This window comes from Xanthomarina sp., from assembly GCF_035306605.1.
Lineage (GTDB): Bacteria > Bacteroidota > Bacteroidia > Flavobacteriales > Flavobacteriaceae > Xanthomarina.
This window is the reverse complement of sequence record NZ_DATGNR010000079.1, coordinates 27,619-51,829: the sequence shown is the minus strand read 5'-3', so window position 1 is coordinate 51,829 and position 24,211 is coordinate 27,619. Positions and strand designations below refer to the sequence as shown.

Annotated in this window: 21 protein-coding genes and 1 tRNA gene; 4 read left to right on the top strand and 18 right to left on the bottom strand. The window is 34.4% G+C overall.

The features are described from left to right. On the top strand, nt 1-853 hold an 853-nt coding region (locus tag VKY41_RS11060), incomplete at its 5' end, for a sigma-70 family RNA polymerase sigma factor (RefSeq protein ID WP_500814515.1). Between the two features lie 300 nt (nt 854-1,153). Further along, a complete protein-coding gene (gene rpe / locus VKY41_RS11055; RefSeq protein WP_500814514.1) occupies nt 1,154-1,816 on the top strand; it encodes a ribulose-phosphate 3-epimerase in 663 nt (220 codons plus the stop codon). Between the two features lie 48 nt (nt 1,817-1,864). Here rpe and VKY41_RS11050 read toward each other — a convergent pair whose 3' ends face one another. The 16 genes from VKY41_RS11050 to mraZ all read right to left on the bottom strand — a co-directional run bounded on the left by VKY41_RS11050 (nt 1,865) and on the right by mraZ (nt 18,911). Further along, nucleotides 1,865-2,284, bottom strand: a complete 420-nt coding sequence (locus VKY41_RS11050; protein ID WP_500814518.1) for a CBS domain-containing protein — start codon at nt 2,282-2,284, stop codon at nt 1,865-1,867. 186 nt (nt 2,285-2,470) lie between these two features. Further along, nucleotides 2,471-2,544, bottom strand: a tRNA-Arg gene (locus tag VKY41_RS11045). Nucleotides 2,545-2,596: 52 nt separating this feature from the next. After that, the gene (locus VKY41_RS11040; RefSeq protein WP_500814513.1) at nt 2,597-3,046 is read right to left on the bottom strand and encodes a GatB/YqeY domain-containing protein; all 450 of its coding nucleotides are present in this window, start codon (nt 3,044-3,046) and stop codon (nt 2,597-2,599) included. Nucleotides 3,047-3,256: 210 nt separating this feature from the next. Beyond that, nucleotides 3,257-5,203: a cell division protein FtsZ gene (ftsZ, locus tag VKY41_RS11035; RefSeq protein WP_500814512.1), complete on the bottom strand. Its 1,947-nt coding sequence runs from the start codon at nt 5,201-5,203 to the stop codon at nt 3,257-3,259. 77 nt (nt 5,204-5,280) lie between these two features. After that, nucleotides 5,281-6,600 carry a cell division protein FtsA gene (gene ftsA, locus VKY41_RS11030; RefSeq protein WP_500814511.1) on the bottom strand — a complete coding sequence of 440 codons (1,320 nt, stop codon included), beginning with the start codon at nt 6,598-6,600 and terminating at the stop codon, nt 5,281-5,283. Between the two features lie 3 nt (nt 6,601-6,603). Beyond that, the gene (locus VKY41_RS11025; RefSeq protein ID WP_500814510.1) at nt 6,604-7,296 is read right to left on the bottom strand and encodes a cell division protein FtsQ/DivIB; all 693 of its coding nucleotides are present in this window, start codon (nt 7,294-7,296) and stop codon (nt 6,604-6,606) included. A 16-nt stretch (nt 7,297-7,312) separates the two neighbouring features. Next, nucleotides 7,313-8,668 carry a UDP-N-acetylmuramate--L-alanine ligase gene (murC, locus tag VKY41_RS11020; RefSeq protein WP_500814509.1) on the bottom strand — a complete coding sequence of 452 codons (1,356 nt, stop codon included), beginning with the start codon at nt 8,666-8,668 and terminating at the stop codon, nt 7,313-7,315. A 35-nt stretch (nt 8,669-8,703) separates the two neighbouring features. Then, entirely contained in the window at nt 8,704-9,810 is a 1,107-nt protein-coding gene (gene murG, locus VKY41_RS11015; protein ID WP_500814508.1) for an undecaprenyldiphospho-muramoylpentapeptide beta-N-acetylglucosaminyltransferase, read from the bottom strand. 69 nt (nt 9,811-9,879) lie between these two features. Then, nucleotides 9,880-11,073, bottom strand: coding sequence for an FtsW/RodA/SpoVE family cell cycle protein (locus VKY41_RS11010; RefSeq protein ID WP_500814507.1), 1,194 nt, complete (start codon nt 11,071-11,073; stop codon nt 9,880-9,882). Between the two features lie 69 nt (nt 11,074-11,142). Then, nucleotides 11,143-12,474 carry a UDP-N-acetylmuramoyl-L-alanine--D-glutamate ligase gene (gene murD / locus VKY41_RS11005; RefSeq protein WP_500814506.1) on the bottom strand — a complete coding sequence of 444 codons (1,332 nt, stop codon included), beginning with the start codon at nt 12,472-12,474 and terminating at the stop codon, nt 11,143-11,145. 2 nt (nt 12,475-12,476) lie between these two features. Then, nucleotides 12,477-13,718, bottom strand: coding sequence for a phospho-N-acetylmuramoyl-pentapeptide-transferase (mraY, locus tag VKY41_RS11000; RefSeq protein WP_500814505.1), 1,242 nt, complete (start codon nt 13,716-13,718; stop codon nt 12,477-12,479). A 49-nt stretch (nt 13,719-13,767) separates the two neighbouring features. Next, nucleotides 13,768-15,231, bottom strand: coding sequence for a UDP-N-acetylmuramoyl-L-alanyl-D-glutamate--2,6-diaminopimelate ligase (locus VKY41_RS10995; protein WP_500814504.1), 1,464 nt, complete (start codon nt 15,229-15,231; stop codon nt 13,768-13,770). After that, complete coding sequence (locus tag VKY41_RS10990; RefSeq protein ID WP_500814517.1) at nt 15,228-17,180, bottom strand: penicillin-binding protein; 1,953 nt, start codon at nt 17,178-17,180, stop codon at nt 15,228-15,230. Before VKY41_RS10990 ends, VKY41_RS10995 begins: the two co-directional genes overlap by 4 nt. Before the next feature lie 60 nt (nt 17,181-17,240). Beyond that, nucleotides 17,241-17,558: an FtsL-like putative cell division protein gene (locus VKY41_RS10985; RefSeq protein ID WP_500814503.1), complete on the bottom strand. Its 318-nt coding sequence runs from the start codon at nt 17,556-17,558 to the stop codon at nt 17,241-17,243. Next, nucleotides 17,558-18,466 carry a 16S rRNA (cytosine(1402)-N(4))-methyltransferase RsmH gene (gene rsmH / locus VKY41_RS10980; RefSeq protein WP_500814502.1) on the bottom strand — a complete coding sequence of 303 codons (909 nt, stop codon included), beginning with the start codon at nt 18,464-18,466 and terminating at the stop codon, nt 17,558-17,560. Before rsmH ends, VKY41_RS10985 begins: the two co-directional genes overlap by 1 nt. Further along, on the bottom strand, nt 18,441-18,911 hold the full coding sequence (gene mraZ, locus VKY41_RS10975) for a division/cell wall cluster transcriptional repressor MraZ (protein WP_500814501.1): 471 nt from the start codon (nt 18,909-18,911) through the stop codon (nt 18,441-18,443). Before mraZ ends, rsmH begins: the two co-directional genes overlap by 26 nt. Nucleotides 18,912-19,206: 295 nt before the next feature. Between mraZ and VKY41_RS10970 the strand changes: the two genes are divergently transcribed. Next, the gene (locus VKY41_RS10970) at nt 19,207-19,971 is read left to right on the top strand and encodes an alpha/beta fold hydrolase (RefSeq protein WP_500814516.1); all 765 of its coding nucleotides are present in this window, start codon (nt 19,207-19,209) and stop codon (nt 19,969-19,971) included. Between the two features lie 46 nt (nt 19,972-20,017). After that, nucleotides 20,018-20,623 carry a ribosome biogenesis GTP-binding protein YihA/YsxC gene (gene yihA, locus VKY41_RS10965; RefSeq protein WP_500814500.1) on the top strand — a complete coding sequence of 202 codons (606 nt, stop codon included), beginning with the start codon at nt 20,018-20,020 and terminating at the stop codon, nt 20,621-20,623. 64 nt (nt 20,624-20,687) lie between these two features. Here yihA and VKY41_RS10960 read toward each other — a convergent pair whose 3' ends face one another. Further along, nucleotides 20,688-21,785: an ABC transporter permease gene (locus VKY41_RS10960; protein WP_500814499.1), complete on the bottom strand. Its 1,098-nt coding sequence runs from the start codon at nt 21,783-21,785 to the stop codon at nt 20,688-20,690. Between the two features lie 6 nt (nt 21,786-21,791). Beyond that, nucleotides 21,792-23,999, bottom strand: a complete 2,208-nt coding sequence (locus tag VKY41_RS10955; RefSeq protein WP_500814498.1) for a carboxy terminal-processing peptidase — start codon at nt 23,997-23,999, stop codon at nt 21,792-21,794. Nucleotides 24,000-24,211 lie beyond the last annotated feature (212 nt).

Genomic DNA, 24,211 nt, shown 5'->3' with positions numbered 1-24,211 from the left:
TAAAATTACCAAGCAGGTTACCAATAGAGAAACCGCTTCCCTAGACAAATATCTTCAAGAAATTGGAAAAGTTGACTTAATTACTGCAGACGAGGAAGTAGAATTAGCACAACGTATTAAAGCAGGAGATCAACTTGCTTTAGAAAAGTTGACAAAAGCTAACTTACGTTTCGTTGTTTCGGTAGCTAAGCAATATCAAAATCAAGGTTTAACCTTACCAGATTTAATTAACGAAGGAAATTTAGGACTTATAAAAGCCGCACAACGTTTTGATGAGACTCGTGGTTTTAAATTTATTTCTTACGCTGTTTGGTGGATTAGACAATCTATTTTACAAGCCTTGGCCGAGCAATCTCGTATTGTTCGTTTACCTTTAAATAAAATTGGTTCTATTAATAAAATAAATAAAACATTTGCATTTTTAGAACAAGCTCACGAACGTCCGCCAAGTGCAGAAGAAATTGCAAAAGAATTAGACATGACCATTAACGACGTTAAGGAGTCTATGAAAAATTCCGGCCGCCACGTAAGTATGGATGCTCCATTAGTTGAAGGAGAAGACTCTAACTTATACGATGTATTAAATAGTGGAGAGTCACCAAATCCAGATAGAGATTTACTACACGAATCTTTACGTACAGAAATTGAACGAGCTCTTGAAACTTTAACACCTCGTGAAGCAGACGTAATCCGTTTATACTTTGGCTTAGGAAATCAACACCCTATGACTTTAGAGGAAATTGGTGAAACGTTTGACCTAACTAGGGAACGTGTTAGACAAATTAAAGAAAAAGCGATTCGCAGATTAAAACACACATCTAGAAGTAAAATATTAAAAACTTACCTAGGTTAAACCTATTAAATTCCAATTAAAAAAGACTTAAACTTCAGTTGTTTAAGGTTTTTAAAATTGGAATTTTTCAGTAACAAACAGTATCAGATTTACACGCTTACGTGTGGAATAACTGTTCGTTTTTTGATTGATGAAAGAAGCCAGAGCTGATTACTCTGGCTTCATTTTTTTTATACCATTCCTTATTCATATTCTAAGGAAAACACCTTCCATTTAGCCGTACGTAGACTAGCATTGAAAACTGCTGAATGCAAACCTATTTTTTATCTATCTTTGCACAAACAAAACAACAACACAACAATGAACTCGAAAATAATAGCACCTTCCATGTTGGCTGCCGACTTTGGCAACATGCAACGCGATGTAGAAATGGTTAATAACAGTGATGCCGACTGGTTTCATATAGATGTAATGGATGGACATTTTGTACCAAACATTTCTTACGGTATGCCAGTAATTCAAGCCATAAAAAAACACGCTACTAAACCGTTAGACGTGCACTTAATGATTGAAAAACCCGAACGCTATATTGAAGAATTTGCTAAAGTTGGAGCTGATATTATTACAGTACATTACGAATCGACAGTGCATTTACACAGAACACTTACTCAAATAGAAGATGCAGGATGCAAGGCTGGTGTAGTTTTAAATTTAACAACACCAATTTCTGTTCTAGAGGATATTCTACCAAAATGCTATATGGTATTACTTATGTCTATCAATCCAGGTTTTGGAGGTCAGAAATTTGAAGAGATGACCTACAACAGAATTAAAAAACTAAGACGTATGATTGATGAGCAAGGTTTAAACACCATCATTGAAATTGATGGCGGTGTAACGGACAAAAACATAAAACAATTGGTGGCCTGTGGTGCAAATGCTTTTGTTGCAGGAAGCCATGTCTTTAAAAGTGCTAATCCTACAGAAACAATAAAGCAATTAAAACAGATTGCAAATTCATAAAAAAAAGCTCCCTTTGGAGCTTTTTTTATTTATTGAGCTATCTACTAGTTAGAGTTGTTCAATTAAATACTTTATTAAATCGGTAGTAGTAACAATACCTACTAACTTTTTGTTATCTACAACCGGCAAGGCATGAAACTCTTTTTTAGCCAAAATTTCAGCTACCTCCTTGATGCTTGTTGTTGATGTAACTGTGGTCAAGTTTTTAGCCATAACCTGTTCAATAGTAAACATATTGTATACAACAGTATCTACCGATTCTTCATCTTCATTTACAGCATCAGCAAAGCTAATTCTTAATAAATCGGTATAGCTTAACATACCAATTATTTTATCGCCACTAACTACCGGAATATGCCTAATTTTATTTTTTTTGAAAATTTGCTCTGCAGTTTCTAAATCGTCTTTACAACTTAAAGTAATGACTTCCTTTGTCATGATATTTGAAATAGGCGCTCTTTGTTTCATCATCTAGGTTTTAAATTCTTTCCTAAAGATAGTTCTCTAAATCATTAAAAAGAATGATAAAAATCATGCAGACAAGCAAATAAACAGCATTGTAAATAGACATATTTCTGAGCTAAATATTTAAAACGAAAAAGCTGTATTACAAATTCAAGCAACTTGATTTGAAATACAGCTTTTTTTTGTTTGTGACCGCGAAGGGATTCGAACCCCCAACCCTCAGAGCCGAAATCTGATATTCTATCCAGTTGAACTACGCAGCCATTAAAACCTTTCAAGATTTAAAGACTTAAAAGGTCCAATAATATTTATATTTTAAGACAACTTAGCTCTTACTATATTTGAAATAGTCTTTCCATCTGCTTGCCCAGCTAATTCCTGACTAACAATACCCATAACTTTCCCCATATCTTTCATGCCTTCTGCTCCGATACTTTCAATAGTCATAACAACTACTTTTTCAATCTCTTCTTCTGTAAGAGCTTCAGGTAAAAATTGTGAAATAACCTCCGCCTCTGCCAATTCTGGCTCTGCCAAATCCTTACGGCCTTGATCTAAATAAACAGCAGCACTATCCCTACGTTGTTTAACTTGTTTTTGGAGTATTTTAAGCTCTTGTTCTTCTGTTAACGCTTCCTTAGACCCGTTTTCCGTTTGAGCCAACAAAATGGCTGATTTAACAGCTCGTAAAGCCGTTAACGCTGTTTGATCTTTACTTTTCATGGCGTCTTTTAAAGCCGTCATGATATCTTGTTCTAAACTCATTTTTATATTTTGTTAAGAGCCTACGAAGATATAAAAAAGTAGGCATTTAATAACACATCTAAAGGCAGGCATTTTTAGTTAAGGCAAGAATTACCTGTCTTTTTATATACTGTTTTCTAAGAAGTGAAAAAGGCATCAATTTAAAAACCCGAGAAATCAACAGGATTTCTCGGGTTTTCGATGAAGCACTCACATTAAACTTAATTGCTATTAATCAACATTATCATGTAAGAAGGAATTGTTGCTTCTAAATTGTATTTCGTCGTTATCATCTATACTAACACTAGTTCTTGACATACTAGAAACAGATGAATGTTGTGTATCATCTATATCAATACCACGACGTTTGTATGCAGGTACTCGCTCTATATCGTCAATTTTAGCATTATTGAATTTATAATTGAAATCCTTCATTTTACGTCTGCGCTCTTCGGCTCGTTCTTTAAGTAAATCAGAGATTGGACTATGCAATGGATCTATTTCTTCAGTTGTTTCCTTAACTGCTGGTTCATTAATCGTTTTTCTTTCAAACACGATTTCATTATCCAATTCTTTAGGAATTTCAATAGTTTTTTTCTGACTTTGATGGTTGTTTATTCCAGATTCCATTTCAAAATAATCATCTAAAGCGTATCGAGTTTCGCCTTTTGCATTTGTTTCTGTAACAGGAATAACCTCTACAGGGTTATTAACTGGAATGTCCTTTATACTGTCGTCTAAATGAAATATTTCCGGAGCTTCGTCCTCTTCTTTTTCAAACGTTTTAGTATTACTAATTGGCATATCAAAAGTTAGAGTTATTTGTCTTTCTTCTTCAATTTCAAATTTGTCTTCCTCTACTTTCTTTGAAACTTCAGTAATAACGAAATCATCTGATTCTATATTAGTTGAAACTTCTTTATAATCAACATCAATATTCTTAATAGCTTCTGTGGTTGGTATGAACTCATTATTAGAAGCTTCTTTTTTTGTTGTAGCAAAACTTTCTTCTTCTTCAAAATTTAAAGTATGCTTAACCACAGGAGTTTTGGTCTTATCCTCTAATTCAATAAGTGGTTTAATGATTGCCGGTGCCTGTTCCTTTTTTGTCAATTCTCTTTCTAAAGGATTGTCGTCTTCCAATGGATGAATAACCTTTTTTACTTCGGTATTTGAAATTTCATCTTGTTGATCGATATTAAATCCAGTTGCAATAATAGTAACAGAAATAGACTCCTCTAAAGATTCGTCTTCACCAACACCCATAATAATATTGGCACCATGACCAGCTTCATTTTGAATGTGATCGTTAATTTCACCTATTTCATCAATAGTAATTTCTTGAGCACCAGATACAATAAGCAGCAATACATTCTTGGCTCCGGTAATTTTATTATCGTTTAACAAAGGGGAATCCAATGCTCTACTAATAGCTTCTTTCGCCCTATTTTGCCCTGAAGAAGTAGCAGACCCCATGATAGCGGTTCCACTATTGCTTAGAACGGTTTTAGCATCACGTAAATCGATGTTTTGCGTATAGTGATGTGTAATTACTTCAGCAATACCTCTTGCTGCTGTAGATAGGACTTCGTCTGCTTTAGAAAACCCTGCTTTAAACCCAAGATTCCCGTAAACTTCACGAAGTTTATTATTATTAATAACTACTAAAGAATCGACACAACTACGTAAGTTTTCTATTCCTATTTGTGCTTGTTGGTTACGCATTTTTCCTTCAAACTGGAAAGGCATAGTTACAATTCCTACAGTTAAAATATCTAAATCCTTAGCCATTTTAGCAATTATTGGAGCTGCTCCTGTTCCAGTTCCTCCACCCATTCCAGCAGTAATAAACACCATTTTTGTATTGGTATCTAACATGCGTTGTATGTCTTCAAAACTTTCTATTGCAGATTGTTCTCCAACATCAGGGTTTGCTCCTGCTCCCAATCCTTCAGTTAGGTTTAACCCCAATTGAATTTTATTTGGTACTCCACTATTTTGTAGTGCTTGTGCATCTGTATTACAGATTACAAAATCTACTCCTTTTATACCTTGTTGGAACATGTGATTAATGGCATTACTACCTCCTCCTCCAACTCCTATAACCTTAATAACATTTGATTGATTTTTAGGTAAATCGAATGAAATGCTGTTTTCGAATTCTTTGTTGCTGCTCATGAATTTCGTTTTTTAATGATTCTATTACTTTTTGCGATATTTAAAATATCTTTTTGGATTATTTTTTTGTACTAATTTTATTCAACGCTGTCTAAAAAGTCTCTCATCTTATCAGTAAACTTTTCTAGAAACGAAAGTTTTCGAGGCTTAATAACTTCTTTTTCTTCTTCCTCCTCATCTTCTACTACTGCTTCATTTTCTACGGCCTCTTCAATAATTTTTTCTGCTTTTTTTCTTTCTTGTCTTTTCAAACCGTCCATAACTAAACCAACTGCAGTAGCAAACTGAGGACTTGTAATATCGCCGTCACTATCTCCGGCTAAATGTTCGTTTGGATAACCTATTCTTGTATCCATTCCTGTAATGTATTCAACCAATTGCTTTAAATGTTTTAATTGGGCACCTCCACCGGTTAAAACAATTCCAGCAATAAGTTTCTTTTTTTGCTCTTCATGTCCGTAATTTTTAATTTCGGAATAAACCTGCTCAATTATTTCTACAACTCTCGCATGAATAATTTTAGATAGGTTTTTTAAGGTTATTTCTTTTGGTTCCCTTCCTCTTAGTCCTGGAATGGACACAATTTCGTTATCCTTATTTTCACCTGGCCAAGCTGAGCCAAATTTCACTTTTAAAAGTTCTGCCTGTTTTTCAATAATTGAACAACCTTCCTTAATGTCTTCTGTTATGACGTTTCCACCAAATGGGATTACAGCTGTATGCCGAATAATACCATCTTTAAAAACTGCTAAATCTGTTGTTCCACCTCCTATATCGATTAATGCAACTCCAGCTTCTTTTTCTTCACGACTTAAAACGGCATGGGCTGAAGCTAAAGGCTCAAGAGTGATTCCCTCTAAGTTTAGTCCGGCACTTTTTATACAACGTCCTACGTTCCTCATAGAGGTAACCTGACCAACCACCACGTGAAAATTAGCTTCTAGTCTGCCACCATACATTCCTACTGGCTCTGTAATTTCTGCCTGACCATCAACTTTATATTCTTGAGGAAGCACATGGATAATTTCTTCACCAGGCAGCATAACCAGTTTATGAACTTGATTAATTAAACGATCAATATCGTCTTCATCTATAACCTGATCGGAATTTGATCTTGTTATATAATCGCTGTGTTGCAAACTTCTTATATGTTGCCCTGCAATACCAACCGTTACATTTTCAATTTTACAATCTGATGCTGCCTCTGCTTCTTGGGTTGCAAGTTGAATAGATTGTATCGTTTGTGTAATATTATTAACTACACCACGATGCACACCTAGACTTTTAGATTTTCCAATTCCTAGTATTTCAACTTTCCCATATTCATTCTTACGACCAATCATGGCCACAATTTTTGTGGTCCCTATGTCTAATCCTACTGCAATATTTTTTTCCATAGTTTATATTTTGGTGCACACAACCTGACTATCAAACTGTAAATTAACATTCTTATAATTATCGAGCGACTTCTCCTTTAAAGCCTTTTTATAAAATGCTTTTAAATTCATTATTTTTTTATCTAAATTTTTCAACCCTCCAAGCTGCACTGTAAAGCGGCTTTGTCTGAGTTTTAAAAAGTACTGTTGATCTTTTGTTTGTTGAATCTCTATCACATGTTTTTTTAAAAACTCATCTTCATTTACTTTTTTAGCAACTACAAACACATTTGAAAGGTCATTTTTATCAATATTTCCTGTAACTAAAGGTACCCGCGCAGTATAATTAGATGACAATGGCATATAACTACCTTCGTCATCTATATAAAAAGATGCATCCGTACGTACTCTGGCTATAGGTTTTTTTTGCTCAATATCTACTGTAAGTAATCCGTTTACAGATAAATATACTTGAGCAGACTTAATTGTTTGGTTAGAATTTAGGGCAGTTTCCAAAACATTCAAATCTAAACTTTCTTTAGGCTTATTTACAAGCCCTTCTCCATTTAGTATTAACAACTTACTAACATTTTCATGGGTTATGAAAAGATTATCATCTCCCTTAAAATTAATAACAGGATCAGACACTTTTCTAACCTTATTTTTTGCTGATGAAAAGGCATACAAGAACACTACTAAAAATAGTAAAGCAATCATTTTTATGTAATTCCAGTTAATTTTCAACCTGCAATGCTTTTTTAATATGTTTAACTTCTTCTCCTATATCTCCAGCTCCAAGTGTTAATACTACCTGAGCCTGACTTTCCTTTATTTTTGAAATAATTTCATTTTTAGCGATAAGCTGCTTATTCGTATTTTTAATTTTACCCAACAACCATTCCGAGCTAACACCTTCCATTGGCAGTTCTCTTGCTGGATAAATCTCCAAGAGAGCTACCTCATCGAATTGGGATAAACTTTTAGCAAAATCGTCTACAAAATCACTTGTTCTACTATATAAATGAGGCTGAAAAACTACCAGCACTTTTTTTCCAGGATACATTTCCCGAACGGCATGATAAACAGCATTTATTTCTTCTGGATGATGCGCATAATCATCAATATAAACAAGCTCCTCTGTTTTTATATGATATGAAAATCTTCGTTTAACTCCCTTATAAGATGCTAAAGCATTGGCGAGCTGTTGGTGAGGGCAACCATATTCTACAGCCATCGCCAAGGCTATTAATGCATTCGACAAATTATGTCTACCAGGTAGATTAAATCGTAAATTTTCAAGTGTTGTTTTTGGGGTTTTTACATCAAAAACATAGGCGCCATCTTCTATTTTTATATTGTGAACTGAATAATCTGATTGATCCTCAATTCCATAAGTCAAGCCTTTAATTGGTAATCCATTTTTCACAAACAACTTACCATTTTCTTTCACTTTTCTAGAAAAATCTCCAAAGGATTTTATCAATTCTGAAGCATCTCCATAAACATCCAAATGGTCTGCATCCATTGAAGTAATACATGCTATATCTGGAGAAAGCGTTAAAAATGACCTATCAAATTCGTCGGCCTCTACCACGGTAACCTCGGTTCCCCTTAGAATTAAATTTGAATTATAGTTTTCGCTTATTCCTCCTAAAAAAGCAGTTACAGGAACCTCACATTCATTTAACAAATGTCCTAAAATACTGGTTGTTGTTGTTTTTCCATGGGTACCGGCTACTGCTAGGCAAAAGGTGTTTTCAGTAATTAACCCAAGAACTTGAGAACGCTTTAAAAGTGTATAACCTAGTTCATTTTTAAAATAAACCAATTCCATATTCGATTTAGGAACGGCTGGTGTATAAACAACTAAAGTAGTTTCATAATTAAAAAAAGGCTCGGGTATATTTGCCACAGAATCATCAAAATGAACTTGAATACCGATAGCTTCCAAATCGGCAGTAATATCCGTTGGGGTTTTATCGTATCCAGCAACACGCTTATTTTTGGCATGGAAATATCTGGCTAAAGCACTCATACCTATACCTCCAATTCCTATAAAATATACGTTATCTATGTTGTCTAAATTCATATTCTTTTTAGCCTCGATTAAACTCGAACTACAATTTACTTGTTTAACAGTTTTTCTACTTCGTCAACTATATGATTTGTGGCGTCCACTAATGCTAACTTTTTTATATTAACACTTAATTCAGCTTGTTTTTCTGAAGACGCCATTAGTTGTGAAAAGGCATTTTCAAAATCTACTTCTAAATCTGCTTCTTTAATTAGCAAAGCTGCTTTTTCATTAACAACAGCCATAGCATTTTTTGTTTGATGGTCCTCGGCCACATTTGGCGAAGGAATAAATATGACAGGTTTTCCAACTATACACAATTCTGATACAGAACTTGCTCCAGCGCGGGATATTATTACATCGGCCGCTGCATAAGCTAAATCCATGTTGTTTATAAAATCATGAACTTGAATGTGTTTGGTATTATCATAAATTTTATACTTATCGTAATACAGTTTTCCACACTGCCAGATAATCTGCATGTTTTGTGTTAATATAAAATCAAATTCCTTTTCTATTAACTCATTAATACGTCTTGCTCCTAAACTTCCCCCTAAAACAAATAAGGTTCTTTTCTCCTTACTTAAACCGAAAAACTCTAAAGCCTTTTCTCTTTTAGAATCGATATCCAACAACCCTTGTCTAACAGGATTTCCTGTTTTTATTATTTTATTTTCAGGAAAAAATCGTTCCAAACCATCATAAGCCACACAAATTTTATCTACATTTTTAGAAAGCAGCTTATTGGTTATTCCCGGAAAGGAATTTTGTTCCTGAATTAAACATGGTATCCCTTTCGAACTAGCGACTTGTAATAGTGGTCCGCTAGCAAATCCACCAGTTCCAATTACCACATCTGGTTTAAATCTGCTTACTATCTGTCTTGCTTTATACAAACTACTTATTAGCTTAAAAGGAAAGCTTAAATTTTTCAATGTCAACTCACGTTGAATACCCGAAATCCAAAGCCCTTCAATTTCATAACCAGCTTGTGGCACTTTATCCATTTCCATTCGGTCTTTGGCTCCTACAAATAAAAATTCAGCATCAGGATAACGTTGCTTTAATTCATTAGCAATTGCAATAGCTGGATAGATATGGCCACCTGTTCCACCTCCTGATAAAATAATTTTATATGTTCTTTTATTTTGTCCCATTGTCCTTCGGACATCTCCTTTAAAAGGAAACTTATTATTTTTTAAAATTCAACTTTTAGCTCTAAGTACTTATATAGCTTCCGACAAAATCTCCAACGGATTGTCTTCTTTTTCTTCTTGTTCTTTTATTTCTTCTCTTTTAGCACTAACACTTAGTATTATACCAAGGGCCATACATGTCATCCAAATAGAGGTTCCTCCACTACTTATTAAAGGTAAAGTTTGTCCTGTAACAGGAAATAATTCTACCGCAACAGCCATATTTATTAAGGCCTGAAATACAATAGGCAAGCCAACTCCCAACACTAATAATTTCCCAAAAATGGTGTCTGCTTTTTGTGATACAATAACAATTCTAAACAATAACCACAGATAAAATATCATTAAAACCAAACCTCCTATTAAACCATATTCTTCAACTATAATAGCGTAAATAAAATCTGATGAGGACTGAGGTAAAAAGTTTTTTTGAATACTTTTCCCCGGCCCAACTCCTTGTATGCCTCCTGTTGCAATAGCAATCTTAGCTTTTTCTATTTGATAATCGGCCTCAGAGTCTCCATCACTTGAGAAGTTTTCAATCCTACTCATCCAAGTATCAACCCTATTTGGCATAGCATCTGGAAAAGCTTTCGCTATTAGAACGAATAGTGTTAAGGCCAAAATTCCAGCACCAATAATAACGGCTAAATACCTAATAGGATATCCTCCTAAAAACACCAACATTAAAACCATTACAAACATAATGGCTGCTGTTGAAAAGTTAGCTGGCAAAATAAGCACCAAGACTATGAAAACAGGAGCCCACAAAGGTAAAATAGTATCTTTAAATGAGACGTCTTCATCCTTAATTTTCGACATATATTTTGCTACAAAAACCATTAAAACAACAAAGGCAAAAGTCGATGTTTGAAAAGACATGTTGACTATTGGAATTTGTATCCATCTACTAGCATTTGCACCATCTATAGTGGTACCCTGGAGCATGGTTAAAATCAACAATACAATAACAACCGGAACAAGCACTAACGACAAGCCTTTGAAATAACGATATGGAATTTTATGAACCCCATACATAATAATAAAACCTAAAAACAAATGCATTAAATGCTTTAAGAAAATAACAAAAGTATTGCCGCCCTCGCCAACGTATGCCAAATTACTAGCAGCGCTATACACTGGAAGGAATGAGAATAGTGCAAGTAAAGCAGCTATTGCCCAGATTAATCGATCTCCTTTTATGTTTTTAAATATGTGTTTCATTTTTTATTGTAACGAATTCCTATTCGCTAAACGTCTTCACTTCTTTTTTTCTGTTTGTAACAGATTTTATTATAAATTTCTTACTGCTTGCTTAAACTGTCTTCCTCTATCTTCATAGTTTTCAAACAAATCGAAACTTGCACACGCCGGAGAAAGCAACACATTATCACCTGCTTCAGCTAATTTGTACGCCGCTTTAACCGCATCAGTCATGCTTTGGGTTACAATAATAACATCAACCATAGAACTGAAGTTTTCCAGTAACTTTTCGTTATCGACACCCAAACAGATAATGGCTTTAATTTTTTCGTTGACAAACGGATATAATTCTTGATAATTATTTCCTTTATCCTCACCTCCAACAATCCAAACGGTTGGTGCATCCATACTTTCTAAAGCATAGTAGGTTGCATTAACATTGGTTGCCTTAGAGTCATTTATATACTGAACTTTATTTATTTTTAAAACTTGTTCTAACCTATGTTCAACACCATGAAAGTTCTCTAGACTCTCTCTAATCGTTTGTTTTCTTATGCGTAATAATTGAGCTACCGTAGATGCAGCCATGGCATTTTTAATATTGTGTTTACCTTCTAATGTTAAGTCTCTTGTTGACATATCTATTTGGTTATTATCTATTGTTATGGTTATTTTATTGTCGTTATAATACGCGCCATTTTCTATTTTCTTTACTAGTGAAAAAGGCAATAATTTCGATTGAATTGGATGTTTTTCTAGCCATTCTAATATCACTGGGTCGTCTGCATCATAAATCAGATAGTCCTCCTTTGTTTGATTTAAAACAATTCTGAATTTTGAATTGATATATTTTTCAAATTGATAATCATATCTATCCAAATGATCAGGAGTTATGTTCGTAATTACCGCAATATGTGGTTTAAAATCCACGATATCATCTAATTGAAAACTACTTATCTCCAAGACATAGTTCGGATAATCCTTCTCCAAGACTTGTTTAGCAAAGCTGTCACCAATATTCCCCGCCAAACCAACTTCTAATTCTTGTTTAAGAATATGATGTGTTAAGCATGCTGTAGTGGTCTTCCCATTACTTCCTGTAATTCCTATAATAGTAGCTTGCGTGTATCTTGCTGCAAATTCTATTTCAGAAACAATTGGAATTCCTTTTTCACGAATTTGTTTTATTAAAAACGCTTTATCTGGTATTCCAGGACTCTTCATAACCAAGTCTGCCTTTAAAATCCTTAGTTCTGAATGCGTACCTTCTTCCCATTCAATCTCATTATGTATAAGAACTTCTTTATATTTTTCTTTAATTTTCCCCTTGTCTGAAACAAAAACTTCAAACCCTTTGGATTTCCCTAAAAGTGCAGTTCCAACGCCACTTTCTCCACCACCTAGGACTATTAATTGCTTCATTCTTATCTAATTTTCAATGTCACAATAGAAATAATAGCCAATAAGATTCCAACAATCCAAAATCTAGTAACTATTTTACTTTCGTGATATCCTGATTTCTGATAGTGGTGATGCAAAGGCGACATTTTAAAAATTCGTCTTCCCTCACCAAACTTCTTTTTGGTATATTTAAACCAACTTACCTGCATTACCACTGATAAATTTTCTGCTAAAAATATACCGCACAATACAGGAATGAGCCACTCCTTTCTTACAGCCACAGCTATAACAGCTATAATTCCTCCTATAGTTAAACTTCCTGTATCTCCCATAAATACTTGGGCTGGATAAGCATTATACCATAAAAACCCAATCAATGCTCCAACAAAGGCCGCTATGTAAATTGTAATTTCTTCCACCCGAGGGATATACATGATGTTGAGATAATCTGAAAAAACGATGTTACTGGAAACCCAGGCAAAAATTCCCAACGTGAGCACAATAATAGCCGAAGTTCCAGCCGCTAAGCCATCAATACCATCGGTTAAATTAGCCCCATTTGATACGGCAGTTATAATGAAAATAACGATTGGAATAAAAATCATCCAAGCATATTTTGCCCAATCCGGATTTACCCAAGCTATAATATCGGCGTAATCAAACTCATTAGATTTTACAAAAGGAATGGTTGTTTTAGTTGAACGCTCTTCATTTTTAAAAAGCTTGGTAGATTCAACTTTTGGATTTTCCGCTAGAATTTCTTGTTGCTCAACAACGGGTAATTTTTCCCTGAGAGTCACATCTGGATGAAAGTACAAGGTAGCTCCTACGATAATTCCTAAACCAACTTGACCAAGAACTTTAAACCTTCCTTTTAAGCCTTCTTTATCATTCTTAAATTTTTTAATATAGTCATCTAAAAACCCAATAGACCCCATCCATAAGGTTGTAACTATTAATAAAATTATATATATATTATTTAGCCTAGCTAACAATAAAACTGGAATAAGAGTGGCCAAAATAATAATTAGCCCTCCCATTGTTGGAGTTCCTGCTTTTTCTACTTGACCATCTAAACCAAGATCCCTTATGGTTTCGCCCACTTGTTTTCTCTGTAAGTACCTAATAATACGCTTTCCATAAATAGTAGATATCAAGAGCGACAAAATAATAGCCACAGCAGCCCTAAAGGTTATATAACCAAAAAGTCTTGCTCCTGGAATCTGGAAATGCGTGTCTAAATATTCAAATAGGTAATACAACATAAATTCATTTCATTTTTAAACCTTTCGACTTCTCACAAGGTGATACTGTCTATTTTTCTAGTTTGGTTAAATATTCTTGTACTATTTTTAAATCATCAAAATCAAATCGTTCTCCTTTAATTTCCTGATAGGTTTCATGTCCTTTCCCGGCAATCAGGATGATATCGTTAGGCTTGGCCATCTGACAAGCGGTTTTAATAGCTTGTTTTCTGTCGGTGATAGAAATTACTTTTTTGAAATTTTGAGGCTCTACTCCTGCTTCAATTTCCCCTATAATGGTTTCAGGAACTTCATTTCTAGGGTTATCGCTAGTAATAATAACCTTGGTACTTAACGCTGAGGCTATATGTCCCATTTTTGGGCGTTTTGTTTTATCTCTATCCCCTCCACAACCAAAAACAGTAATTAATTCTTCGTTTTTAGTTCGGATACTATTTATGGTTTCTAAAACATTTTTTAAAGCATCTGGAGTATGTGCATAATCGACTATGGCTGTTATTTTATCAGCTGAAATTAAATACTGAAACCTCCCAGCCACACTTTCCAATTCACTAATTATCCTTAAATTTTCAACTTTTTCCAACCCAAGCAAATCAGCTGTGGCATATATAGCAAGGACATTATAAGCATTGAAATTCCCTATCAACCTAGTCCAAACTTCACTATCATTTAGTTTAAGAAGTAGCCCGTTTAATTGGTTTTCTAAAATTTGGGCACGATAGTCTGCATAACCTTTTAAAGCATAGGTTGATTTTTTTGCTTTAGTGTTTTGCAACATAATCAAGCCATTCTTGTCATCAACATTTACAAGCGCAAAAGCCGAAGCAGGCAGGTTATCAAAAAACGACTTTTTGACATCTCTATATTCAGCAAAGGATCTATGATAATCCAAGTGATCATGGGAAAGATTGGTAAAAATCCCTCCTTCAAAATGTAAGCCTTCCGTTCTATTTTGATGTACACCATGTGAACTCACTTCCATAAAGCAGTAAGCCACACCTTCATCGTTCATTTCCTTTAAATACTTATTTATAGTCAAAGAATCTGGAGTAGTATGCTTTGTTTCATAAGTTTTATTGTCGACCATAATTTTAACGGTAGACAACAAACCTACTTTGTATCCCGCTTTTTTAAACAGTTGATACAATAAAGACGCAATAGTTGTTTTCCCGTTGGTTCCAGTAACTCCAACCAACTTCAAGTTTTCTGAAGGATTTTCGTAAAAATTGGAAGCCATAATAGCTAAGGCTTTGGAAGTGCTTTCTACCTGCACATAGGTTACTCCTTCAACAATGTTTTCTGGAATTTCCTCACAAACAACAGCACGAGCTCCAAGCTCTATAGCCTTCTGGATATAATCATGACCATTGGATACCGTTCCAACAATTGCCACAAAAACATCGCCTTTCGAAATATTTCTAGAATCGAAATCTATGTTTTTAATAGACACACTCGTGCTACCAACAACAGCATGAAGGGTTACTTTATATAATATGTCTTTTAAAAGCATCATGAGGCTTCGATTATTATTCTTTGGTTTTTATTAACTTTTATCCCTTGCAATAAGGACTGCTTCTTAACAACACCCATTCCCTGGGTTTGTACTTTTAAGCCCATATTTTCCAAAAGTGCTATAGCATCCATTAAAGGAAGACCAACAACATTTGGCATAATGGTTTTATACGTTTGAGCCGTTTTATAGTAATTTTCGAACTCTTTATCTACAGCCCTATTATTAACCTGCAAGGTTTCAATCTCATCTATAAGCGGGGTGTCGGTAAATATTTTTTGAGCAATACGCTTAAATACTGGCCCAGAAACATCAGCACCGTAATACCCCTTTTTAATACTAGGTTTATGAATAATTACAATACATGAGTACTTTGGATTCTCGGCAGGAAAATATCCAGCAAACGATGACACGTATCTTGGGTTTTTATCCCAATCATCCATCCAATACTCTGTTTTTGCCGTTCCAGTTTTTCCTGCCATGGAGAAATACGGTGAATATAAGGATCGACCTGTCCCACGAACCACAACGTTTTTAAGTATCTCCTGAACTTCCCTTATAGTCTTATCCGAAGCTATTTTATTATTAACAATAATTTTATCAAAAGTCTCTATCGTTTTGTTCAGCTCGCGCACTTCTTTTATAAAAGTAGGCTTCACCATTACTCCATCATTTGCAACAGCGTTATAAAATGTCAAGGTTTGCAATGGTGTTAATCTTAAATTATAACCATAAGCCATAGATGGTAAGGCATTCCTACTCCATAATGAGTGTCCTGGCTCTGGAATAACCGGTTTTCCTTCTCCCAAAATTGAAATTCCAATAGGCTCACTTAAAGACCAACTTTTTAATCGGTTGACAAATTTTTCTGGCTTAGCAGAATAATTATCATCAATAATACTAGCAAATGCAATGTTTGAAGAAACTTCCATAGCTCTAGCTACCGAAATTTTCCCATAACCACCGTGTTTTGAATCGTTAATGGCGCGGCCGTAAAATATTTTGCGCCCACTCTTTGTATCTACAACGGTAGATGTATCCACCACTTTATCCTCTAAAGCCGCCATTAAAGCCATAAGCTTAAAAGTCGACCCAGGTTCATGAGACTCCCCAACAGCATAATTTAATTTCTCGTAATACGAACCACTGCTTGTTCTTCCCAAGTTAGAAATCGCTCTAATTTCTCCAGTAGCTACCTCCATAACCACAACACAACCGTGCTCAGCTTGATAGTATTCTAATTGTTGCAATAAAGCATGATGGGCAATATCTTGAATATTAACACTTATGGTTGTATACAAATCATAACCATCTTTCGGCTCTACTTGATTATAGTCTACCACGGGTTTCCACTGCCCTTTTCCAATTTTCTGCTTAAGCCTCAATCCATCTGTTCCACGCAGGTATTTAACACCAAAAGCGCCATCTATTCCAGGTCTTGTTACATTCCCTTTTTCATCATATCGCTCGTAACCAATGGTTCTCTCAGCAACACCACCCATAGGATGTTCTCTTTTTGTAGTTTGCTCCACAATTAGCCCTCCTTTAAAAGCTCCTAATTTTAATAAAGGGAAGTTTCTCATCCTTAAATAATCAGAATACCCAATATCACGGGCTAGCAAATAGTACCTATTCTTGTTAGCTCTAGCTTTTCTTATTTCATTTTGATAAAATGAAGAAGGCTTTCCTGAGAATTTTGACAAAGAGTCTGCCAAGCCTTTTAATTCACTTTCAAACACTTTTGCTTTTGGAGTAACTGCATCAATTCTGATATCATACTTAGGCACAGAGGTAGCTAGCAAATTTCCGTTTACTGAATACACATTGCCTCTGTTTGCCGGAATTACTACATTTTTAATAGTACGCTCTTCAGCCAAACTTCTGTATTTATCACCTTGCACAAACTGTATAGTTAAAAGTTTAAACACGACAGCCAGAGCAAAGATGAACATACATCCTGCTATGAAATACAATCTGTTTAATATGTTCTTCTCTTTTATTGCCAAGTTGAACTACTTTAGGGTTTTAACTTTTAGTTTTGTTGGTGGAATCTCTGAAATAGCCAATCCCTTTTCTTTCATTTTCATCTCTACAACCGACTCTTTCTTGAGCTCCATGAGTTTCTTCCTACCATCTACAAATGCCGAACGCAATTCCTTTGCTTCATTATTTAATCTGGCTATTTTATGCACTTTATTATCTGCACTGTGCGAACTCGCTATCATAACAAAAGCCAAAAAAGACAAAAAAAGAATCACTCCCCAGTATTTCGATGCATCATCGTTAACTAAGAAAGTTCCTTTTAATATATTTTTTAACTTTTTTCTCATTACAACTTTTTCGCTATCCTTAATTTAGCACTTCGTGCACGATTATTAATTTTAATTTCTTCATTAGAAGGAACTATCATTTGTCCAACCTTTTTTAAAGGCACTTCAAAATTTCCATACAAATCTCGCTCAGGCTCTCCTTCAAACAATCCATTTCTAATAAAACGTTTCACCAATCTATCTTCTAAGGAGTGATATGATATAACACTTAACCTTCCATCTTTTTTTAATAAATCTGGAGTTTGTTGCAATAATTCTTTTAATGCTTCAATTTCTTGATTCACCTCAATCCTTACTGCTTGATATATTTGTGCCAAAACTTTATTCTCGTATTTTGGCGGCAAAAACTTATTTAAAACTTTTTTCAATTGCTCGCTGGTTAAAATAGGCTCAACAGACCTACTTTCTACGATTAGCTTAGCCATAGCTGGAGCTGCACGCAATTCTCCATATTGAAAAAGCACTTGTTTAATTTGCTCTTCCGTATATTCATTAATTACGTGATATGCTGAAAGCTCACTTTCTTGATTCATTCGCATATCTAATTCAGCCTCAAAACGAGTAGAAAACCCACGTTCAGCAACATCAAATTGATGCGAGGAAACACCGAAATCCGCTAAAATCCCATCAACTTCTTTGGCTCCATAAAACCTTAAAAACCGTTTTATATGTCTAAAATTTTCATGAATTAAAGTAAAACGCTCATCATCGATTTTATTTTTAAGTGCATCAGCATCCTGATCAAAAGCAAACAACTTCCCTTTTGGCCCCAGTCGTCTTAAAATTTCTTTACTATGACCACCGCCACCAAAAGTAACATCCACATAAACACCATCTTCCTTGATATTTAAGCCGTCTACAGTTTCTTTTAATAAAACTGGATTATGATATTTCGAATGCGTCATCATCTTGTCCCATTACTTCTTCTGCTAAATCTGCAAAATCTACAGTAGCATCATCAATTACTTGTTCATACTTATCTTTATCCCAAATCTCAACAATATTCACTGCAGCCGACAATACAATTTCTTTTGAAATATCTGCAAAAACCACGAGATCTTTAGGAATCAACAATCTACCAGTAGCATCAATTTCCACCACCTTTACTCCTGCAGTAAATCTTCTGATAAAATCGTTGTTCTTTTTCTTAAAGCGATTTAATTTGTTAAGCCGCTGCATCAAAGCCTCCCATTCAGACATTGGATAGAGTTCCAAACAAGACTGAAATACGGCACGCTTTACCACAAACCCATTTTGCAAAACAGGAGACAACTGCTTTTTAAGCGCAGCAGGAAGCATAAGCCTTCCTTTTGTATCTACTTTACATTCGTATGTCCCTATTAATGAGTTCAAAGGAGTTTGTTTTTAATTTTGTCTTTAAGTTTCAAAGATATCGAAAAATATACCACTTTTTACCACATTTTACCACTTTGTTAATAAATTTTCTATTAACTGTTATATTTTCCCGACGTTCATTTTGGGTCAATCCTATTAAATACTCACTTTCAGACATTTATACAGCAACACATTTACAATGAGTTATTTGTTGATATCTCTTTGAAAATCTAGAGCAATGCGATGCAATAATTATGGAAATAATATCAATGATTTAACTATATTTGTTTTCAACGAAAAGACGAATAAATTGATGGTACATCGACTAAAAAAGGAAAAAGAGTACAGATACATTGAAGTTGGGGAAGGAACACCAATTATCGTGCTTCATGGATTAATGGGTGGTCTAAGCAATTTTGAAGCTGTAACCAAACACTTTAGCGAGACTGGATACAAGGTTGTTATCCCTGAATTACCTATTTATACCATGTCTTTATTAAAAACGAATGTGAAAAGTTTTGCCAAATATCTTCACGATTTTATTGAATTTAAAGGATTTAAAGAAGTGATTTTATTGGGAAATTCCCTTGGTGGTCATATTGGTTTATATCACACAAAACTATATCCCCAAAAAGTAAAAGCCTTAATAATTACTGGAAGTTCCGGTTTATATGAAAGTGCGATGGGTGGAGGTTACACCAAACGAAGTGACTATGAAGTGATTAAAAAGAAAGCTCAAGACGTGTTTTACAACCCTGAGGTTGCTACAAAAGAAATAGTGGACGAGGTTTATGAAACAGTAAACGACAGAAACAAACTTATTAAAACACTAGCTATAGCAAAAAGTGCAATTAGACACAATATGGCGAAAGATTTACCTAAAATGAAAACGCCTACCTGCATAATTTGGGGTAAAAATGATACGGTAACCCCACCTGATGTAGCAGAAGAGTTTGATAAACTTTTACCAGATTCTGAATTGTTTTGGATTGACAAATGTGGGCATGCCGCTATGATGGAACACCCTGACAAGTTCAACAAAATCCTAAACGAATGGTTAACTAAAAGAGGTTTTTAACCTCTTAATTCTAAAAATAAAATTCCCACAAGTGTAGGAAAAAAGTATGGAAATAAAAACAGCAGAATTTGTAATGAGTAATTCGGATGTTGAAAAATGTCCAAAAAATTTAATACCTGAATATGCTTTTATTGGTAGAAGTAATGTTGGAAAATCATCTCTGATCAACATGCTTACCAATAGAAAAAGTTTGGCTAAAACCTCTGGAAGACCAGGAAAAACACAACTTATTAATCATTTTCTAATTAATAAAAATTGGTATTTAGTAGATTTACCTGGCTACGGTTATGCGAGAGTTTCAAAGAGTGCAAAAAAAACATTCCAAAAATTTATCACACAATATTTTAGCCTGCGTGAGCAGTTGGTCTCTGCTTTTGTTTTAGTAGATATCCGTCACAAACCTCAACCCATAGATTTAGAGTTTATGGAATGGTTAGGTGAACATGCCATCCCCTTTTCTATAGTATTTACTAAAGCTGACAAGCTTAAACCAAAAGCCATAGACAACCATGTGGAAGACTATAAAAAGGTGATGCTAGAAACATGGGAAGAAATGCCAAATTACTTTATTACTTCCTCTTCTAAAGAAATTGGGAAAGAAGACATTCTAAAATATATTGATACACTAAATAGTAACATGAAGCTAAACTAACTACCCCCGGTTAACTTCAACAATTCTTTATTCCCACTACCAAAGATACTTTTAGCTTTATACTTTAGGAGCTTTTAACATCCAAGGCATCTCTTAAAGCATTTCCGATAAGCATAAAAGCCATGACCAAGCTCATAATGCAAAAGCCAGGAATTAATGCTAAATAGGGTTTTCCTAAAATAATATAATTATAATGATCTTTTATCATTGCGCCCCAACTGGCCATTGGAGGCTGTGCCCCAATCCCTAAAAAGCTTAAACCACTTTCAATGAGAATAGCAGCTGCAAAATTAGCAGCCGAAATTACGATTACCGGAGCCATAATATTTGGTAAAATATGCTTGGTAATAATTCTGAAATCGTTGAAACCTAAAGCTCTTGCCGCAGTAACATATTGCATTTCCTTAATGCTTATTATTTGTCCCCGAACGACTCTTGCCACTTCTACCCACATAGTTAAACCAACAGCAATAAATACTTGCCAAAATCCCTTTCCTAAGGCTAATGTAATAGCAATAACTAACAGCAAAGTAGGAATAGACCAGGTTACATTTATAATCCACATGATGAAAGCGTCAACTCTTCCACCAAAATATCCTGCTACACTTCCCATAAAAACACCTATAACAAGTGAAATAAAAACGGCAACAAACCCTATAAAAAAGGAAATTCTAGCTCCCACAAGAATTCTACTTAACAAATCACGTCCGTATTTATCTGTCCCAAATAAGAAAGTTTGATTTTTCACAAGAGTCTCCCTCTTTTCGAATAAAACTGAATTTAAATCAAAAGTTTTTTCAGCCCCTTCCAAACCATCCGAAGCATATTCTGTATAAAACAATTTGTTATTCTCGATATAATAACTGGAGATTGGGATTTCTGTTTCAGTAGTTATTTTGCCAAAAAACAACTTATCTATGTAAGACTGTTTGTTGCCAACAGCCGACGGCAAGGTTAACATTTGCACCTGAAACCCTGGTCTTTTGGAATGAATAGACAAATGCATCTGATTAGCATGTTGTGAATTATCTGGCGCGAATGCATAAGCAAACACAGAAATTACACCCACAAATACAATAAACCAAAAGCTAAAAACGCCCCAAAAATTTTGTTTAAATTTTTGGAGCGCTAATTGACTTAACGAGCCTGTATCTTCACTCATTTATTATTATTCTTTAACCGTAGATGCTAATTTTTTAATAGCATAGGACATTTTTAAATCTTCCAAAACATGTATAGCTTCTTCCACATAAACATCTTGACTCAAGCTTTTATGCCAACGTTCTCTTTTTTCCTTTAAGATAGTATCTGTTTTAAACAGCTCTTGTTCGTAAGGTAAAGACTTGAAGCTTAAGTTTGTTTGATACTCCGAGATTTTATCAAAACGCTTAGACTCTTCTTCGTTCAATTTTAATTGAGCTTTGTATTTATTGTAATTTAATGAATGAATATTTTCATCCATTCTGGTTTTTATCCATTTCGCATTTTCTCCGATTAGCTTTAACTGTTCGTTATTGCCCATTCGTTGACTACTCTTTTTAATGGTTTCGGAATAATCGAAATAACCTTCCCAAATATTATAGTCTACAGAGTCAATTTTATCCCAAGGCAATGGATTTTTTTGATCTTTTTCACCTATATCGATAAAACTAAACCTATCTACAACAACCACATCACTCTTCACTCCTTCAAGCTGTGTAGAACCACCGTTTATTCTATAGAATTTCTGTGTGGTTAATTTCAAGGCACCTAAATCTCCATTTTTATTATTTCTAACCATGTTATTCAAATCCAAGAAATTTTGCACAGTTCCTTTTCCGTAGGTTTGCTTACTTCCTATAATAATTCCTCGTTTGTAATCTTGCATTGCCGCAGCTAAAATTTCTGAAGCAGAAGCCGACAGTTCGTTTACCATAATTACTAACGGACCATCCCAAGCGATAGATTTATCTTTGTCTTTTAAAACTTCTTTAGGCTCTCCAGTTGCTCTAACTTGCACTATTGGACCTTCTTTAATAAACATTCCGGCAATCTCAACAACTACTGGAAGCGATCCTCCTCCGTTATTCCTTAAATCTATAACAAGACCTTGCATGCCCTCTGCCTTTAACCTTTCTATTTCCTTTTTAATATCGGAAGCAGCATTTCTACTTTTATAATCTTCAAAATCTACATAAAATTTAGGCAAGTTGATAATCCCATACTTTAAATCATTCTTGTTAACTATAGAAGATTTTGCATAGGTTTCTTCAATTTCAACCACATCTCTAGTAATGCTAATATCCTTAATAGTTCCATCTACTTTTTTAACGGTTAAAACCACCGTTGTTCCTTTTGGTCCTTTTATAAGTTTTATAGCATCTTCTAGACGCATTCCAACAATATTAACAGCTTCCAGTTCTTTTTCCTGACGGACTTTTAGAATTACATCTCCAACTTCCAATTCGTTACCACGCCAAGCTGGACCACCAGAGATCAGCTCCATAATTTTGGTGTAATCCATTCTTTTTTGCAGTCGAGCCCCAATTCCTTCAAGCTTACCAGACATTTGCTGATTAAAATTTGCTTTATCTTCTGGTGCAAAATAATTAGTGTGTGGATCGAATTGTTCAACGATAGCATTGATATACATCCCAAACCAATCTTTCCTTTGAAAATCATCTATATAATCTGAATAGTATAGATCTATGGATTTCAAAGTCTCTTCCCTAGCCTCTTTTTCTATTTGAGCTATGGTTTTTCTTTCAACCTTAGCTTGTTTCGCTTTATCTACATCTACAGCATCAGTTTTATCAGAATCTTTAAGCTCACCTGGTTCCACTAAAGTATTATTTTCTCTAGCTTTTTCTTGGGTAGTCATTAAGTCGTCGTAATTAACCAAGTTCGAAAACTTTAATTGCTGTCTCCAACGATCTTTCATCTGCTTTTTATTCTTCACATAACCAATATTCTCATAGTCTGAGTTAAATTCCTCATCTAAAGAATAATCAAAAGGTGTAGCTAGCACTTCCTTATAAATCACCTTGGATTCATCAATTCTTTGAATAAGTCTGTCGTAGGTTAAATTAAAAAACCCAATATCGTATGCCTTAATTTGATCATCTAGTTCTAACTTATACTTTTCGAATTCATCTATATCCGATTTATAAAAGTATCTTTTCAATGGATCTAATTGATTCAAATACGCATCAAATACTTCCGCAGAGAAATCGTCGTTTATCTCCTTCGGATCAAAATGTCCTCGTTGGAGTACATAAGTAATAACTTGTATGAGCAGTTTATCTTTATCTGGATCATCAAATGTTTTTGTTGTAAAGCTGCAAGATGCAAATGCTAATAGTAGCACTAGCACCAATATTTTATAGTTCCTTTTCATAAATCTTATCATATTAAGCACATAACCTTTTTCGAATTTCTTACTATTACAATAACTCACTATAAACGCATTTAAAATTCTTAAAGTATCTATTTATTTTACTAATTTAAAGAAAAAAGTATGCCAAGAAACACAATTGGCATTAATTTTTTGTTAAACACGAAAAATTAATGCCTTCCGTAGGATTTTATGTATTTTAGCGCTGTTAATTT

Coding starts and splice junctions, on each gene's coding strand:
- VKY41_RS11050 (WP_500814518.1), bottom strand. CDS start 2,284: ATGAAACAAAGAGCGCCTATTTCAAATATCATGACAAAGGAAGTCATT.
- ftsA (WP_500814511.1), bottom strand. CDS start 6,600: ATGGAAAAAAATATTGCAGTAGGATTAGACATAGGGACCACAAAAATT.
- murG (WP_500814508.1), bottom strand. CDS start 9,810: ATGGGACAAAATAAAAGAACATATAAAATTATTTTATCAGGAGGTGGA.
- VKY41_RS10955 (WP_500814498.1), bottom strand. CDS start 23,999: ATGAAAAGGAACTATAAAATATTGGTGCTAGTGCTACTATTAGCATTT.
- VKY41_RS10960 (WP_500814499.1), bottom strand. CDS start 21,785: ATGAGTGAAGATACAGGCTCGTTAAGTCAATTAGCGCTCCAAAAATTT.
- mraY (WP_500814505.1), bottom strand. CDS start 13,718: ATGTTGTATTACCTATTTGAATATTTAGACACGCATTTCCAGATTCCA.
- rsmH (WP_500814502.1), bottom strand. CDS start 18,466: ATGATGACGCATTCGAAATATCATAATCCAGTTTTATTAAAAGAAACT.
- VKY41_RS11010 (WP_500814507.1), bottom strand. CDS start 11,073: ATGAAACACATATTTAAAAACATAAAAGGAGATCGATTAATCTGGGCA.
- murD (WP_500814506.1), bottom strand. CDS start 12,474: ATGAAGCAATTAATAGTCCTAGGTGGTGGAGAAAGTGGCGTTGGAACT.
- VKY41_RS10970 (WP_500814516.1), top strand. CDS start 19,207: ATGGTACATCGACTAAAAAAGGAAAAAGAGTACAGATACATTGAAGTT.
- yihA (WP_500814500.1), top strand. CDS start 20,018: ATGGAAATAAAAACAGCAGAATTTGTAATGAGTAATTCGGATGTTGAA.
- VKY41_RS10985 (WP_500814503.1), bottom strand. CDS start 17,558: ATGAGAAAAAAGTTAAAAAATATATTAAAAGGAACTTTCTTAGTTAAC.
- VKY41_RS11025 (WP_500814510.1), bottom strand. CDS start 7,296: ATGATTGCTTTACTATTTTTAGTAGTGTTCTTGTATGCCTTTTCATCA.
- murC (WP_500814509.1), bottom strand. CDS start 8,668: ATGAATTTAGACAACATAGATAACGTATATTTTATAGGAATTGGAGGT.
- VKY41_RS11040 (WP_500814513.1), bottom strand. CDS start 3,046: ATGAGTTTAGAACAAGATATCATGACGGCTTTAAAAGACGCCATGAAA.
- rpe (WP_500814514.1), top strand. CDS start 1,154: ATGAACTCGAAAATAATAGCACCTTCCATGTTGGCTGCCGACTTTGGC.
- ftsZ (WP_500814512.1), bottom strand. CDS start 5,203: ATGAGCAGCAACAAAGAATTCGAAAACAGCATTTCATTCGATTTACCT.
- VKY41_RS10990 (WP_500814517.1), bottom strand. CDS start 17,180: ATGTTCATCTTTGCTCTGGCTGTCGTGTTTAAACTTTTAACTATACAG.
- VKY41_RS10995 (WP_500814504.1), bottom strand. CDS start 15,231: ATGATGCTTTTAAAAGACATATTATATAAAGTAACCCTTCATGCTGTT.